The 16,029-nt window shown below is 46.7% G+C and carries 12 protein-coding genes and 1 other annotated feature; of the genes, 11 read left to right on the forward strand and 1 reads right to left on the reverse strand.

Annotated elements, in window-relative coordinates; translation table 11 throughout:
* Positions 1-204: 204 nt before the first annotated feature.
* The 8 genes from hemA (at position 205) to ysxE (ending at position 9,478) form a co-directional block, all read left to right on the forward strand.
* Positions 205-1,554, forward strand: a complete 1,350-nt coding sequence (gene hemA / locus CVD19_RS18290) for a glutamyl-tRNA reductase (RefSeq protein ID WP_101584212.1) — start codon at positions 205-207, stop codon at positions 1,552-1,554.
* A 14-nt stretch (positions 1,555-1,568) separates the two neighbouring features.
* Entirely contained in the window at positions 1,569-2,402 is an 834-nt protein-coding gene (locus tag CVD19_RS18295; protein WP_101584215.1) for a cytochrome C assembly family protein, read from the forward strand.
* A 15-nt stretch (positions 2,403-2,417) separates the two neighbouring features.
* The gene (hemC, locus tag CVD19_RS18300; protein WP_101584218.1) at positions 2,418-3,353 is read left to right on the forward strand and encodes a hydroxymethylbilane synthase; all 936 of its coding nucleotides are present in this window, start codon (positions 2,418-2,420) and stop codon (positions 3,351-3,353) included.
* Positions 3,350-4,129, forward strand: coding sequence for a uroporphyrinogen-III synthase (locus tag CVD19_RS18305; protein ID WP_101584221.1), 780 nt, complete (start codon positions 3,350-3,352; stop codon positions 4,127-4,129). Before hemC ends, CVD19_RS18305 begins: the two co-directional genes overlap by 4 nt.
* A 2-nt stretch (positions 4,130-4,131) precedes the next feature.
* Positions 4,132-5,112: a porphobilinogen synthase gene (hemB, locus tag CVD19_RS18310; RefSeq protein ID WP_101584223.1), complete on the forward strand. Its 981-nt coding sequence runs from the start codon at positions 4,132-4,134 to the stop codon at positions 5,110-5,112.
* Positions 5,113-5,136: 24 nt separating this feature from the next.
* Complete coding sequence (gene hemL / locus CVD19_RS18315; protein WP_101584225.1) at positions 5,137-6,435, forward strand: glutamate-1-semialdehyde 2,1-aminomutase; 1,299 nt, start codon at positions 5,137-5,139, stop codon at positions 6,433-6,435.
* A gap of 416 nt (positions 6,436-6,851) precedes the next feature.
* Entirely contained in the window at positions 6,852-8,336 is a 1,485-nt protein-coding gene (gene spoVID, locus CVD19_RS18320; protein ID WP_101584228.1) for a stage VI sporulation protein D, read from the forward strand.
* Positions 8,337-8,440: 104 nt separating this feature from the next.
* A complete protein-coding gene (gene ysxE, locus CVD19_RS18325; protein WP_101584230.1) occupies positions 8,441-9,478 on the forward strand; it encodes a spore coat protein YsxE in 1,038 nt (345 codons plus the stop codon).
* A gap of 13 nt (positions 9,479-9,491) precedes the next feature.
* Here the strand turns inward: ysxE and CVD19_RS18330 are convergent, their stop codons facing one another.
* Entirely contained in the window at positions 9,492-9,683 is a 192-nt protein-coding gene (locus CVD19_RS18330; RefSeq protein ID WP_101584232.1) for a hypothetical protein, read from the reverse strand.
* Between the two features lie 189 nt (positions 9,684-9,872).
* Positions 9,873-10,114: a binding site (T-box leader), on the forward strand.
* Positions 10,115-10,154: 40 nt separating this feature from the next.
* Here CVD19_RS18330 and CVD19_RS18335 point away from each other — a divergent pair.
* From CVD19_RS18335 to CVD19_RS18345, 3 genes are all read left to right on the forward strand, one after another.
* Positions 10,155-12,797 carry a valine--tRNA ligase gene (locus CVD19_RS18335; RefSeq protein ID WP_101584516.1) on the forward strand — a complete coding sequence of 881 codons (2,643 nt, stop codon included), beginning with the start codon at positions 10,155-10,157 and terminating at the stop codon, positions 12,795-12,797.
* Between the two features lie 64 nt (positions 12,798-12,861).
* Entirely contained in the window at positions 12,862-14,178 is a 1,317-nt protein-coding gene (locus CVD19_RS18340; protein WP_101584235.1) for a bifunctional folylpolyglutamate synthase/dihydrofolate synthase, read from the forward strand.
* A 117-nt stretch (positions 14,179-14,295) separates the two neighbouring features.
* Complete coding sequence (locus tag CVD19_RS18345; protein ID WP_308314884.1) at positions 14,296-16,011, forward strand: sensor domain-containing diguanylate cyclase; 1,716 nt, start codon at positions 14,296-14,298, stop codon at positions 16,009-16,011.
* The last annotated feature ends 18 nt before the right edge of the window (positions 16,012-16,029 follow it).

A 16,029-nucleotide genomic window follows, 5' to 3' on the forward strand; every position in this document is an offset into this window, starting at 1 on the left:
TGATAAATGCGATTTGTCGGACAAGTTCTTGGAAACTGTTGGCCAAAGCGTGAATCCATTCCAAAACCAGTTCGAACTTTCAGGAACGGATGTACTAGAAGGTTTCGCATTATGTTCACATTTGATAAAAAAGAAGAAAAAAGGCAGATGATATAATTATTCTAGCTAATTATGCTATGTCTGTTTGGGGGGTGTCAATCAAAAATGCATGTTTTAGTCGTTGGGCTTAACTATAAAACTGCCCCTGTTGAAATACGTGAAAGGCTAACGTTTAACGAAGCAGATTTAAGCGATGCCATGAAAACACTTAAAGAGAAAAAGAGCATCCTTGAAAATGTCATCCTTTCCACATGTAACCGGACTGAAATATACGCTGTCGTGGACCAGCTCCACACAGGCAGGTATTATATAAAGGAGTTTCTGTCAGAATGGTTCGGAATTGAACAGGAAGAGTTTTCACCGTTTTTATTTGTATACGAACATGACGGCGCGATTGAGCACCTGTTCAAAGTGGCCAGCGGACTTAATTCAATGGTCCTTGGCGAAACACAAATTTTAGGCCAGGTTCGTTCAAGCTTTCTGCTGGCACAGGGTGAAAAGACTACTGGCACTGTGTTTAACCAGCTTTTTAAGCAGGTTGTTACACTGGCAAAACGCGGCCATTCCGAAACTGATATTGGTGCAAATGCCGTTTCTGTCAGCTATGCGGCGGTAGAACTGGCCAAGAAGATTTTCGGTACGCTCCAGAATAAGCATGTCCTCATCCTCGGTGCAGGAAAGATGGGAGAGCTGGCCATCCAGAATCTCCATGCGAACGGAGCAACAAAAGTGACGGTGATAAACCGGACCTATAAGAAGGCGGAGGATCTCGCCAACCGTTTTGCAGGCATGGCGAAGACCTTGCAGGAGCTCCAGTGTGCCCTGATTGATGCCGATATTTTAATCAGCTCAACCGGAGCACCGCATGTGGTCGTCACTAAAGAAATGATGGCGAGCGTCGGAAAAATGCGTAAAGGCAAGCCTCTGTTCATGGTGGATATTGCAGTTCCGCGTGATATTGATCCTGAAATTTCGGGGATTGAAAATGTGTTTTTGTATGACATTGATGATCTTGAAGGAATCGTACAGGCAAATCTTCAAGAACGGAAAAAAGCTGCTGAGAAAATCATGATCATGATTGAAAGTGAAATTGTCCAGTTTAAGCAATGGCTTAACACACTGGGCGTTGTCCCCGTCATTTCAGCGTTAAGGGTAAAAGCGCTCGAGATACAGGAAGAGACAATGGGAAGCATTGAGCGCAAGCTGTCCCACCTGTCCGACAGGGATATAAAAGTGCTCAACAAGCATACGAAAAGTATCATTAACCAGCTGCTGAAAGATCCGATCCTGCAGGCAAAAGAACTTGCGGGACAGCCAAATGCTGATGAGGCGCTCGAACTCTTCGTGAAGATTTTCAACATCGAAAAGCAGGTGGCCGAGCAGCAGCGCTTGAAAGCAGCAGCAGAATCTGAACAGGGGATTGTTCCTTCGCCTCATGCTACTTTTCAGCGATAGGAGTGGTTCCGTCTATGTTTGAGCTATATGTGGCACGGCTGCATGAGCTTACAATTGTCGTTTATGCCGCCAGCGTGCTTTTATATTTCATTGACTTCCTTAACAGTAACCGGAAGGTAAACCAAATTGCCTTCTGGTTACTTGCATTTGTATGGGTTTTACAAACAGCATTTCTGTTCTTTTATATGGTCGACACTGGCAGGTTTCCGGTGCTGACCCTGTTTGAGGGGCTCTACTTTTATGCATGGGTATTGGTTACACTGTCGCTCGGTATAAACCGGATCCTGAAGGTCGATTTTATCGTGTTTTTCACCAATGTACTCGGGTTCATCATAATGGCAGTACATACTTTTGCGCCTGACGACTTTCAGTCCAATGTCATGTCTGAACAGCTTGTTTCTGAACTGTTGCTTATCCATATCACGATGGCGATCCTGTCCTATGGAGCCTTTTCAATATCGTTTGTTTTTTCCCTCCTTTATTTGATTCAGTATGATTTGCTGAAAAGGAAGAAGGTAGGGACGATGGTGTGGCGGATCACTGACCTGTCAAAATTAGAGCAAATGTCATATGTATTAAATGCCATCGGTGTACCGATGCTCATTTTAAGCCTTATATTAGGACTGCAATGGGCATGGATCAAAGTTCCTGAAATGCCATGGTACGATATAAAAATTATCGGTTCTTTCGTTGTCCTTGCCGCCTACAGCATCTATCTGTATATGAGGGTAGGCAGGGAGATGTTCGGAAAATCGTTGGCATTGTGGAACGTGGCGGCATTTTTGATTGTGTTGATCAATTTTTTCCTTTTTGGAAAATTGTCAAGTTTCCATTTCTGGTACGAGTAAACGAGGAGGCAAGTCATGCGAAAAATCATCGTCGGTTCAAGAAGGAGCAAGCTGGCTTTAACGCAAACAAATTGGGTCATTGAGCAGCTTAAACAGCTTGGAGCTCCTTTTGAATTTGAAGTAAAGGAAATAGTCACAAAAGGTGACAAAATATTGGATGTCACGCTGTCAAAGGTAGGCGGGAAGGGCTTGTTTGTAAAAGAGATAGAGCAGGCCATGCTCGATAAAGAAATTGACCTGGCTGTCCACAGCATGAAGGATATGCCTGCAGTACTTCCTGACGGCCTAATGGTCGGCTGCATCCCTGTCCGTGAAGACCATCGTGATGTCCTGATCTCAAAAGGGCATGTAAGGTTTCAAGATTTAAAGAGCGGATCCATCATCGGGACGAGCAGCCTCCGCCGCAGCGCCCAGCTTCTGGCGGTCCGCCCAGACCTGGAGATCAAATGGATTCGCGGCAACATCGATACAAGGGTAGCGAAGCTTGAAAACGATGAATATGATGCGATTATTCTTGCCGCAGCCGGGTTGAAACGGCTTGGATGGGCATCTGATGTAGTGACTGAATTCCTTGAACCGGAATTGTGCCTTCCTGCAGTGGGCCAGGGCTCCCTTTCACTTGAATGCCGTTCAGATGACGATGAGCTTCTGGCGTTCCTCAATAAGTTCTCGTGCCCAAATACCGACAGAGCTGTCCGGGCAGAACGGGCTTTCCTTCATAAGATGGAAGGCGGCTGCCAGGTACCTATTGCCGGATATGCATTTGTAAATGAAGAGGATGAGCTTGTCCTTACCGGACTCGTTGGCTCACCAGACGGAAAAACGATCATAAAACAGCAGCTGCGCGGAACGGACCCCGAAGAGCTTGGCAGCCTTGTTGCCGACAAGCTAATCGCCAATGGCGGCAAAAAGCTGATTGACCGGGTGAAACAGGAGCTCGGCCAGGAATGATTGCTTCTCTTCCGCTGCACAATAAACAGATAATGATCCCAAGAGGGAAAAAACAGGCTAAGTCCTTTTCGGAATTGGTCGAAAGGTATGGAGGGATACCTGTTGAAATCCCTCTGATCGCATTTCGGCCTGTACCTGCAACAGAAGAACTGGCTAAGTTCCTTAATGATTTATATACTTATGACTGGATCATTTTTACAAGCCAAGTAACAGTGGAGACGTTTTTTTCCCATCATGAGCCAGGGGAAGTTTTTCCAAAGGTAGCTGCAATCGGAGAAAAAACAAAAAAAACGCTGGAAAAAACGGGAGTCACGGCAGAGTTTACACCCGGGGAATATGTGGCTGAAGCGTTTGTCCGAGAGTTTTTGCCTTTCGTTTCCGGCGGCATGAAGGTTCTGATTCCAAAAGGCAGCCTTGCGAGGGGGCATATTGCCTCGTCCTTAAAAGCAGCGGGAGCAATCGTTGACGAAATCGTCATTTATGAAACCTATTTGCCTGATGAGAGCAAGACAAAATTGGCCGAATTGTTGTCCGCAAAACAACTGGACATCCTCGCTTTTACGAGCCCGTCGACCGTAGGCCATTTTATGGAGATTGTGGATGGCAACAGCCTTCACGCTGCCATTAAAGATTGCATCATTGCCTGCCTTGGGCCAGTGACAAATGAAAGGGCGCTGAAAGCCGGGCTCCCGGTGCATGCATGCCCGAAAAAATATACTGTAGAAGAAATGTTGAACAGCGTAATTGACTATTTGAGAGACCAGGAGGGTATTTAGAAATGAAAGACATTCAATTTTCCCGCCACCGCCGCCTGCGCCAGAGCGCGAATATGCGGGCGCTCGTCCGTGAAAACCATCTTCGTACAGATGATTTGATTTATCCGTTGTTCGTTGTGGAAGGCGAGAATAAAAAAAATGAAATTTCATCCATGCCAGGCGTGTACCAATTGTCACTGGACCTGTTGAACGCAGAGATGGATGAAGTCGTTTCGCTTGGAATCAAGTCTGTCCTGTTGTTTGGGATCCCAAATGAAAAGGATGAATGCGGAACGCAGGGTTATCATGACCATGGCATCGTGCAGGAAGCGACCCGCCATATAAAGCAGCATTACCCGGAAATCATTGTCGTTGCCGATACTTGCCTTTGCGAATACACCAGCCACGGACATTGCGGAGTTGTGGAAAATGGCAAAGTGCTGAATGACGCATCGCTTGAACTGCTTGTTAAAACGGCTGTCAGCCAGGCGAAAGCGGGCGCGGACATCATTGCCCCTTCCAATATGATGGACGGTTTTGTTGCGGCAATCCGTGCCGGCCTCGATGAAGCAGGCTTTGAAGAAATCCCGATCATGTCTTACGCTGTCAAATATTCATCTGCCTTTTACGGCCCATTCCGTGAGGCAGCCGAAAGCACTCCGCAGTTTGGCGACCGGAAAGCGTACCAGATGGACCCGGCAAACCGCCTTGAAGCGATGCGGGAAGCAGAGTCTGATGTCATAGAAGGTGCTGATTTCCTCATCGTCAAGCCGGGACTGCCATATCTGGATATTGTGAGGGACGTTAAAAATAACTTTAACCTTCCTGTCGTGATTTATAATGTAAGCGGCGAGTATTCCATGGTGAAGGCTGCGGCGCAAAACGGCTGGATCGACGAGAAGAGCATTGTGATGGAAATGCTGACCGGGATGAAACGCGCCGGGTCGGATTTGATCATCACTTACCATGCAAAAGATGCCGCACGCTGGCTGAAAGAATTGTAATCTCCAATAGAAAGAGGGATTGTCATGCGTTCTTATGAAAAATCAATTGGTGCTTTTAAAGAAGCAAAAACATTAATGCCAGGTGGTGTCAACAGCCCCGTCCGCGCTTTTAAGTCAGTCGATATGGATCCTATTTTCATTGAAAGAGGGAAAGGCTCCAAAATCTATGATATTGACGGAAATGAATATATTGACTACGTGCTTTCCTGGGGACCGCTCATTCTTGGCCATACCGATGACAGGGTTGTGGAAGCCATAAAAAAAACAGCCGAGCTTGGGACCAGTTATGGTGCACCGACATTGGCAGAAAACAAGCTGGCCAGGCTCGTCATCGAACGGGTCCCTTCCATTGAAGTCGTAAGAATGGTTTCATCCGGCACAGAAGCAACCATGAGTGCATTGAGGCTTGCACGTGGATATACAGGACGCAATAAAATACTTAAATTTGAAGGGTGCTATCACGGGCATGGTGATTCTCTGCTGATCAAAGCGGGCTCCGGCGTCGCTACCCTCGGATTGCCGGACAGCCCCGGCGTGCCTGAAGGTGTTGCGAAAAACACGATCACAATTCCTTACAATGATCTGGAGAGTGTCCGGTATGCTTTTGAACAATTTGGCCAGGACATTGCCGGTGTCATTGTTGAGCCAGTAGCAGGCAATATGGGCGTTGTTCCTCCGCTGCCAGGCTTTTTGGAGGGGCTGCGTGAGGTCACAAGCGAATATGGCGCACTATTGATCTTCGATGAGGTTATGACCGGTTTCAGGGTCGGGTACAATTGTGCCCAAGGTTACTACAATGTCACCCCGGACATTACCTGCCTTGGCAAGGTAATCGGGGGAGGGCTTCCTGTAGGTGCATACGGCGGTAAAGCCGAAATCATGGCACAGATCGCTCCAAGCGGTCCGATTTATCAGGCAGGAACGCTGTCAGGCAATCCTCTGGCAATGACTGCCGGATATGAAACCTTAAGCCAGCTGACTCCAGAAACGTATGACGAATTTATCCGCAAGGCAGATGTCCTTGAAATAGGCTTGCGCTCCGCTGCCGAAAAACATGGCATTCCCCATACCATCAACCGGGCAGGATCGATGATCGGGTTCTTCTTTACGAATGAGGAAGTCACCAACTACGAAAAAGCAAAAACGTCCAATCTGGAGTACTTTGCAGCATATTTCCGCGAAATGGCCAACCAGGGCATCTTCCTTCCGCCATCCCAGTTCGAAGGATTGTTCCTGTCTACAGCCCATACCGATGAGGATCTGCAAAAAACGATTGAAGCAGCTGAAAAAGCCTTCTCTACCCTTCCAAAATTAACAGCATAATGCAAACGGCACACTCTTCTAATGCAGAAGGGTGTGTTTTTTAAATGTGTGATACTTAAAAGGTAATCAATGATTGAAAAAAGAATACATATTCCCGGTAAATTCATTTTTAATCCCGGTGACTCAAAATATAATCCTGGTAACTTTGATTATATTCCCAGGAGATGTATTTATGTAGCGAAAGTGGGTTTATTTTCCATTTTACTGAAGCCAAAAAGCATCAATTTGGAAAAACTCTGAAGCAACGTAACCATTTAGTAGGTTACCGAAGCAAAAACAAGTTGAAAATCACCGCTTTTTATTCCCTCGTCAACCGGCGTGTTTTCTTCACGCAGAAATCATAAAAGAAACGACAGATTCATAAAGTGTAAATGACATAGTGATTTTACACGAAGGAAACGAAAGGAGGAGTCGCTTTGTCTCAAGGAAATCAATCGTGCCTTAGGTTTTCTCTAGAAGAATCGGTGTGGTTTCAAAAAGGACAGGAAGTCGCAGAACTGATTTCTATATCACTTGACCCGAACATCACCATCCAGGAAAATGACCAGTACGTTACGATCCGCGGTTCACTGGAATTGACCGGGGAATATAAAAGCTTTGGTGAACCAGAAAAGGCGGACAATTTTTTCAACACACCAAAATTTATTCATTCAGTAATTGAGAAGGATGAAGGGTTAAGGGAGTTTCTTCATCGCTTTCCCGTAGATGTCACAATCCCGAACAACAGGATTGAAAGCATCTATGATATTGATATTACCGTCGAATCATTTGATTACTTATTTCCTGAAAGGGACTGCCTCAAGCTTACGGCTGACCTCGCGATAACCGGACTGTACGGAGAACAGCAGCATGGCGGTGAAGACGCAGAGGAAAAGCCGGAAGCGATAGTGCCTTTATTTGATCAGGCCGGAGAATCAAATCGGGGCACACACATTTTTGACCCCGGCCAGCAAGTCGACGAATTTCAACCGGATAGCCACCAGCCAGAATTCCTCGAGCCGCATAAAGGTGCAGAAGCAGCCGGGCCTGAGACGGAAATAGAAATTTCCGGACTGGTGCGGCACCAGGCAGACAATTCGGCCGGTGAGGACATCGAGGTCCCGGCTCAGAAGGCTGATGTTGACAAACCAGCTGCAGGGCAGATAGGCATTGCCGTCCCGGCACAGCTTCAAAAAGATTTTACTGTGTTTGCCGAGCTGCAAACAGATAGTTTTGATCCAGCACTGCATCGTGGAATTGATGGCGACTTTGACTTTACAGATTACCAGCTGGGCCAGATTGGACAGCAGCCGGGATTGTCGGAAGACCATGAGGATGGCGAAGGTTTGTATGCACCTTTTAAAGCAGAAGCACGAAAAGAACCGGAAACGGAAAAAGCAGGCAGGCCTAACCTGAAGCCCCCGCATAACCCTGATGACAATACAGAGGCAGACCCTGTCCCAGAAATCATTTTTTCTGCAATGAGGAGTGAAAAACCGGCTCCTGAGGCTGCTGAATTAACCGAAGCACCTGAGGAAACATTCACACAAACGGAGGCTGCTCCTTTAGTTGCTGTAAACGAACACGCAACGCCGGAACTTTCGCCTGAAGACCTTGAAGCACCTGTCGGGGACATGGATGAGGAGAGCTCATCTTCTTCGGATGAGGAGCCCATACAGAAAAAGTCCAAAAAGAAAACAGGCTTATCGATCTCCGAGTTTTTAGCGCGAAGAGAGGACAGAGAAGTTGCAGTGAAGCTTCGCGTTTGCATAGTCCAGCAAGGGGATTCCCTTCAAAAAATTGCGGACCGCTATGATGTATCACTTCAGCAACTGCTAAAGGTCAATCACCTCGGGCTGGATGAGGATGCACATGAAGGCCAAGTGCTGTATATCCCGCGTGAGATAGCACACAAGCATTAAACTCGGGGAAGATGGGTTGCTGGGCAGGTTCTGGACCTGCTCAGCCTGCTTTATTGTGACGCGAAGCTGATAACTGGAGTGGCCCGGAAGAGAGAGGGAATTGGATGGAAGACCTAAAGCAAAACAAAGAGACTGTAGGGATATTAAGGAGCTATGGGATAAAACCGCGCTATATCGAGGCTGTTGGAAAAATTAATAAGGTGTACGCAGATACAGGGATATACGCGCTTAAAAAGATCCAGCCGAATAAGGGCACTGACTTTATGCGACATATCCAATTTTTATATCAGAAAGGCTACAACAGGATTGTTCCCGTTTTCCCCACAAGCGATGGCCGTTATGCAGTCCTTGAAAATCAGTCCCTTTTCTATTTGATGCCCTGGCTGTCCAATGAGGAAAAAGAAAACAGGATGGAACGCCACAGGCAGATGTTCCGTGAGCTTGCAAGGCTGCATACCCTGTCGGCCAGGGAAATAGAAATAAATAAAGAAGACAGGCTCGAACATTATGAAAAAACATTGCGGCACTGGGAAAAAGAAGAAGAGTTTTTGGAAGGCTTTATTGAATCATGTGAAAATAATTGGTACATGTCCCCGTTTGAGTTGTTGTTTTGCCAATACTATAACAATATCCGCCAGGCGATGGATTTTTCAAAACAGAAGCTGGAGAACTGGCATGAAAAAACAAAGGACCAACAAAAATCAAGAATGGTGGTGGTCCACGGCAAAGTCTCGACCGAGCATTTTGTTTATGATGAGAAAGGGTATGGTTTTTTCATTAATTTCGAGGAGGCGCGCCTTGGTTCACCAATCCATGATCTGCTGCCGTTTTTGGTCCGGTCTTTGAACACCCTCCCGAAAAGAGCTTATGATTGTGTTGAATGGATCAGCACTTATTTTAAATACTTCCCTTTAAAGGAAGAAGAACGGAGCCTTTTTCTAAGCTATCTGGCCCACCCAACAAGCATTTTGAAGATAGCGGAAATGTACCATCAAAAACAGTCCGGCAAAGATGAACAAAAGCTTGTCCAAAAGCTGCAGAGGGAGTTTTGGACCCTCAAAAACACCGAATACGTGGTGATGAAAACCGAAGAGATTGAAGCGCAAAAAAAAATGGCCCAGCAGGAAGGAGCCCAGGAATGACAGCCCTGGGCTATTAAATGATTTCGAAATGAAACGCCAATGCGATCAGAATGAAAATGCTGAGCAGGAGAACATCAAAAGTGGTCGGTATCAGAATTGTCCTGATGCCTTGAAATACACAAAAAGGAATGATAAATTGCGCGCAAATGCCCCTTACTGTCCTCAGCCAACGCGGAAGTTTATAAGGATTATACCTTCTGCTCATTGATTCCGCCCCCCATGCCGGTTGCCTTCGAATTATAAAGGCCTTTCTTCTATCCTATGACCATGGGCACCAGAAGTTCCCGAAAAACAGGAACATACCTTGGCAAATGTATAAAATAATTTAAAAATGGGGATCATTATTGACGTCAAACCATTATTTTCGGTAGTATAGTTATATATTCATACTAATAAAAAAGCAGAGACAGGGAAGAGTACAGTGGAAGCCGGCTTTTAGAGAGGAAAACCATTTGCTGCAAGGTTTTCTAAGCTGGAACATTGGAAGGTCGCCCTTGAGCTGTACCTGCCAACGGAACTATCTTAGTAACAGGTGCCGGATCCAATCCGTTATCAAACCAAGAGCCTTCAGGCCGGCAAATTGTGGCCTGTTGGAAAAAAGGTGGTACCGCGAACAATGCTCCATTCGTCCTTTTATGGCGAATGGAGTTTTTTATTTTTCAAAGGAGGAAAAGCGATGGAAGACAACAATTTGTCAATGCCAACGAAATATGAGCCGGCATCGATTGAAAAGGGACGTTATGACTGGTGGCTTCATGGCGGCTTTTTCCAGGCCGGCAAGGATCAGGAAAAAGAGCCTTACACGATCGTCATCCCGCCGCCAAATGTTACCGGAAAACTGCACCTGGGGCATGCGTGGGACACAACCCTGCAGGACATTTTAACAAGGATGAAGCGGATGCAGGGATATGATGTTTTATGGCTGCCCGGGATGGACCACGCCGGAATCGCGACGCAGGCGAAAGTGGAGGAGAAGCTAAGAAACGAAGGGAAAAGCCGGTATGGCCTGGGACGTGAAAAGTTTGTGGAAGAAACATGGAAATGGAAGGGCGAGTACGCCCAGCATATCCGTGAGCAGTGGGCCAAACTTGGGCTTGGCCTCGATTACAGCCGGGAACGCTTTACCCTTGATGAGGGGCTTTCCAAAGCAGTAAGAGAAGTATTTGTCAGCCTTTACCGGAAAGGCTTGATTTACCGCGGAGAGTACATCATTAACTGGGACCCGTCCACAAAAACTGCCCTCTCAGATATTGAAGTTATTTACAAGGACGTACAGGGCGCATTTTATCACATGCGCTATCCGCTTGCAGATGGCAGCGGCCACATTGAAATTGCGACTACCAGGCCGGAAACGATGCTTGGCGATACCGCGGTGGCCGTCCATCCAGAGGACGCGCGCTATAAGCATCTGATCGGAAAAACGGTGATCCTGCCGATCGTCGGCCGGGAGATACCGATTGTCGGCGATGATTATGTAGATATGGAATTTGGTTCAGGGGCAGTCAAAATCACGCCGGCTCATGACCCTAATGACTTTGAAATCGGGAACCGCCACAATCTTGAACGGATCCTGGTCATGAATGAAGATGGCTCCATGAATCAAAAAGCCGGAAAATACGAGGGCATGGACCGTTTCAAATGCCGCAAGCAAATTGTCAAGGACCTTCAGGATCAAGGTGTCCTCTTCAAAATCGAGGACCACACACACTCTGTCGGCCATTCAGAACGAAGCGGAGCTGTCGTAGAGCCATACCTGTCTACCCAGTGGTTTGTAAAAATGCAGCCGCTCGCCGAAGCTTCAGTTTCCTTGCAGCAGACTGATGAAAAAGTAAACTTTGTGCCGGAGCGTTTTGAAAAAACGTACATGCATTGGATGGAAAATATCCGTGATTGGTGCATTTCAAGGCAGCTCTGGTGGGGCCACCGGATTCCGGCCTGGTACCATAAAAAAACTGGGGAGATTTATGTTGACCATGAGCCGCCTAGTGATTCTGAAAACTGGGAACAGGACAACGATGTACTGGATACTTGGTTCAGTTCGGCACTTTGGCCGTTCTCCACGATGGGCTGGCCTGATCCCGAAGCATCTGACTATAAGCGCTATTATCCGACAGACTGCCTCGTAACAGGATATGACATTATCTTCTTCTGGGTTTCACGGATGATTTTCCAGGGACTTGAATTTACAGGTGAACGCCCGTTTAAAGACGTTCTGATCCATGGCCTGGTCCGGGATGCAGAGGGCCGGAAGATGAGTAAATCATTAGGCAATGGTGTCGACCCGATGGACGTCATTGACCAGTACGGCGCAGATTCACTCCGTTTCTTCCTTTCCACCGGAAGCTCACCAGGCCAGGACCTGCGTTTCAGTGTTGAGAAAGTAGAGGCGACCTGGAACTTTGCCAATAAAATCTGGAACGCCTCAAGGTTCGCACTCATGAATATGAACGGCCTGAAGTATGAGGAAATCGACCTGTCAGGCGATAAGTCTGTTGCCGACAAATGGATTTTGACTAGATTGAATGAAACTATCGATACAGTGACCCGGCTTTCGGACCGCTACGAGTTTGGTGAAGTCGGCCGAGTTTTATACAACTTCATCTGGGATGATTTCTGCGACTGGTATATTGAAATGGCGAAGCTTCCGTTATACGGCGAAAATGAAGCGGCAAAGAAAACCACCCGCTCCGTGCTTGCTTATGTACTGGATAACACAATGCGCCTGCTGCATCCGTTCATGCCGTTCATCACCGAAGAAATATGGCAGAACCTCCCGCATTCCGGGGAATCCATCACTGTTGCCGCATGGCCGACCGCAAGGAAGGAGGTCTCTGACCCAGAGGCTTCAGAGGAGATGAAGCTGCTTGTCGAAATCATTCGGGCAGTCAGGAACATCCGCGCTGAGGTTAACACACCGATGAGCAAGAAAGTCAACATGTTCCTGAAGGCCAAGGATGAAAAAATTCGAAACATAGCTGATAAAAACAGGGCTTATATTGAGCGATTCTGCAATACTGAACAGCTCGAAATTGGGACCGGCGTGGAAGCACCTGAAAAAGCGATGACAGCAGTTGTGACGGGAATGGAAATTATCCTGCCACTCGAGGGCTTGATCAATCTTGACGAAGAGATTGCCCGGCTTGTAAAAGAAAAAGAGCGTCTCGACAAGGAAGTCGAACGCGTCCAGAAAAAACTGGCCAATGAAGGATTCGTGAAAAAAGCCCCAGAGAAAGTCATTGAAGAAGAACGCGCCAAAGAAAAGGACTATATTGAAAAACGGGAAGCCGTTGAAGCGCGCATTAACGAATTACGAGGATAAGTTTACAGAAGACGAACCAGTTATGTGGTTCGTCTTCCTCTGTAGTTTTTGGAGGAGAGAAGAAATGTTTAATACATATGCACAGGCGCTGGATTGGATCCATTCACGATTAAGGCTGGGAATTAAGCCTGGACTCGCGAGGATGAATTGGATGCTTGACAGGCTCGGAAATCCCGAACGAAAAATCAAAACAATCCATATCGGCGGAACAAACGGCAAAGGTTCAACCGTGACGTTTTTGCGCTGCATCCTTGAGGAAGCCGGATACCGGGTGGGCACATTTACCTCCCCTTATTTCGAGCAATTCAATGAGCGCATCAGCATCAACGGAGAACCAATCAGCGATGAAGACATTGTCAAGCTCGCCAATATAATCAAGCCTCTCGCAGATGAACTTGAACAGACGGAGCTTGGGGGACCGACAGAATTTGAAATCATAACGGCCATGTCCATCTATTTTTTCGGCAAAATTGATACGCAAGTCGATGTAGTCATTTTCGAGGTAGGGCTCGGTGGCAGGTTTGATTCGACAAACGTCATTCATCCTCTCTTATCTGTAATTACGAGCATTGGCTTGGACCACACCAATATACTAGGCCACACTTACCAGGAAATTGCCATGGAAAAGGCCGGTATTATTAAGAACGGGGTCAGCGCCATCAGCGGGGTAAAACAGCCTGAAGCCCTTGCAGTCATCAAAAACACGGCCCATGAAATGGACGCCCCTTTCTATGGAGCAGCGGAACAATTTTTCATCACTGAACAATCCTCCTTGCCGAAGGGTGAAAGGTTTTCAGTTTCCAGCCCGTTTGGAGTCTATGACGGACTCGAAGTCGGCTTGATCGGCAAACACCAGACTGAAAACGCGTCCCTGGCAATCATGGCTTCTCAAGTATTGTGCCATTATTTTTCCTTCCAGATTAGCGAAACCGATATACGTGGAGGTCTGGCAAAAGCCTACTGGCCAGGCCGTTTCGAAGTGCTCTCAGAAAAACCTCATGTCATTATCGACGGTGCCCATAATGAGGAAGGAATCATAGCGCTGGTAAATGAACTAAAAACACGCTTCAATGATAAACGGATTGATATTTTATTCGCTGCATTGAAGGATAAAAAATTGGTGAATATGGTTTCAAGCCTTGATACAGTGGCCAATTCCATAACCTTTACTCAATTCGATTTTCCAAGGGCAGCGATGGCCGAGGAGCTGTTTTATTTAAGCAGTGCATCTGCAAAGGAAAAAACAGAAGATTGGAAGGCGTTCCTGGATGAAAAAATAGTTCATTTGAAGCCTGGAGAGCTGTTGGTTGTTACAGGCTCGCTTTATTTTATTTCTGAAGTAAAACCGCATTTACACAAAATTCTCAAAAATAAGCTGTGACAATATCAGGCACTATTTGGTAAAATATTTGTAAAGCACGACTATTTTCCTAATTCGTCCAATATTTGTAAAATTTGAAACTGTTTTCTTGAATCAATGAAGGGAGGTGGATAAAGTGTGGTAAAGCCTCAAATGAAAAAAGCAATCTGGGTTGTGTGGCTTCTAGTAGTGCCGCCAGGTATGTGGGCTGCATACGTTTTTTATCCACCTTCTGTTTCAGGGGATAAATTAGATGTTTTCGCTTTTCTTTTTTTAATGTCAATAGTTGCCAGCATGCCGATGGTCATCAACAAAACATCGGTTTTCCTGATCCAGTGGGTTTCTCTGGCCGTGTTCCTGACGTTCGGCTTGTTCGTGGAAATGGTGCTAGCCCAGGTTGCGATCGCAGTTCTTATGGTGCGCCTGAGGCTTCAAAAAAATGACTGGTTTCGCTTGCCGTTGAATTCCCTGATGTTTTTTATGGTTTCACTTCTAAGCGGAATCATTTTTTATGCGCTGGGCGGCGTTCATGGGACAAGCCTCATGGAACATCAATCGAGCATGTTGCTGGCCGCTCTTTATGAGTTTGTTTCTTTTGCTTTGAACCATGTAATGCTGACGATGGTAATTATATTGGTGTATAAGGAGAAAGGGCCGTTTTTTGGGGAGGACTTTGTCTGGGAAGCCGTTGTAACGATTCTCACATTCCCAGTAGGCTTTGTATTGTATATCCTGTACTTTGAAGTTGGCATATTGTCAGTCTTGTTTATCGGGGTTCCTTTCGCTAGCCTGTCAATCATATTGAACCTCTATTATTCTAGTGAAAAGATTAACATTTATCTGCAGAAAGCTGCGGAAATTGGCCACCAGCTCGCCGAAAGGCTCGAGGTCAACCAGGTGATGGATCTTTTCGCCCAAAAACTGATGGACATGCTTCCTGTTGATTATGCCTATCTTCTTGAGGTTGTCGACGCTAACGAATTGGAATTAATCATCCAGATGGAAGAAGGGCAAGTGACACGTGTCGATGAAGGCTCAATCGCGAATAAAGATGGTGTCAGCGGACTTGTCTGGGCCACAAAGAAACCAGTCCTGTTCCATTCAAAGAAGGACTGGGCAAATATCAACGCCGGTGACATTCCCGAAAAGGTCGAAAGCATCCTTGGCGTGCCAATCATGCGCAGCAACCAGGTTGTAGGTGTGCTTGTTCTCGCCTCCAACAGAACCAGGGCATTTGAAAAGTCCCAGCTCATGATTGTCGATGTGCTCTGTTCCCATTTCGCGATTGCGGTTGAAAATGCGAAACATTACGAAAAGACAAAGGAATACAGTGAACGCTGTGCGCTTACCGGCCTGTATAACTACCGCTACTTTGAGAACCTGCTCAGCAGCGAATTTGAAAAACTTCAAAACCAGGAACGCAATCGTTTGTCACTCATCCTTTTGGATATTGACCATTTCAAGATGGTTAACGATACATATGGGCACCAGAGCGGCAATGAAATATTGTCAGAGCTGGCGAACCGTCTCGCAGGAATAATCGGGTGCACAGGAACGGTTGCACGATATGGAGGAGAGGAATTTGTCGTCCTGCTCCCGGAAATGGAAAAAGCAGAAGCATTCAAGCTGGCAGAACAAATCAGGCTCATGATCGCAAACCGCCCGTTTCTCCTGAACCATAACCTGGAGCTCGACCGCAAAGAGCTGCTTGTAGGCATCACCGCATCAATCGGCGTGGCGACTGCACCCCACGATGCCGAAGACTCCCTCGCCCTCATCAGGCACGCCGACCGTGCACTGTATGTCGGGGCCAAGAGGTCAGGGCGTAATAGGGTTGCGGAGTATGTGAAATAGATTAATAGAAAATAAGCA

This window comes from Bacillus sp. T33-2 (assembly GCF_002860205.1).
Classification (GTDB): domain Bacteria; phylum Bacillota; class Bacilli; order Bacillales; family Cytobacillaceae; genus T33-2.

Bases quoted from the DNA above. Each gene is read 5' to 3' on its own strand.
- hemA (WP_101584212.1), top strand. From the start codon at position 205: ATGCATGTTTTAGTCGTTGGGCTTAACTATAAAACTGCCCCTGTTGAA.
- CVD19_RS18295 (WP_101584215.1), top strand. From the start codon at position 1,569: ATGTTTGAGCTATATGTGGCACGGCTGCATGAGCTTACAATTGTCGTT.
- hemC (WP_101584218.1), top strand. From the start codon at position 2,418: ATGCGAAAAATCATCGTCGGTTCAAGAAGGAGCAAGCTGGCTTTAACG.
- CVD19_RS18305 (WP_101584221.1), top strand. From the start codon at position 3,350: ATGATTGCTTCTCTTCCGCTGCACAATAAACAGATAATGATCCCAAGA.
- hemB (WP_101584223.1), top strand. From the start codon at position 4,132: ATGAAAGACATTCAATTTTCCCGCCACCGCCGCCTGCGCCAGAGCGCG.
- hemL (WP_101584225.1), top strand. From the start codon at position 5,137: ATGCGTTCTTATGAAAAATCAATTGGTGCTTTTAAAGAAGCAAAAACA.
- ysxE (WP_101584230.1), top strand. From the start codon at position 8,441: ATGGAAGACCTAAAGCAAAACAAAGAGACTGTAGGGATATTAAGGAGC.
- CVD19_RS18330 (WP_101584232.1), bottom strand. From the start codon at position 9,683: ATGAGCAGAAGGTATAATCCTTATAAACTTCCGCGTTGGCTGAGGACA.
- CVD19_RS18335 (WP_101584516.1), top strand. From the start codon at position 10,155: ATGGAAGACAACAATTTGTCAATGCCAACGAAATATGAGCCGGCATCG.
- CVD19_RS18340 (WP_101584235.1), top strand. From the start codon at position 12,862: ATGTTTAATACATATGCACAGGCGCTGGATTGGATCCATTCACGATTA.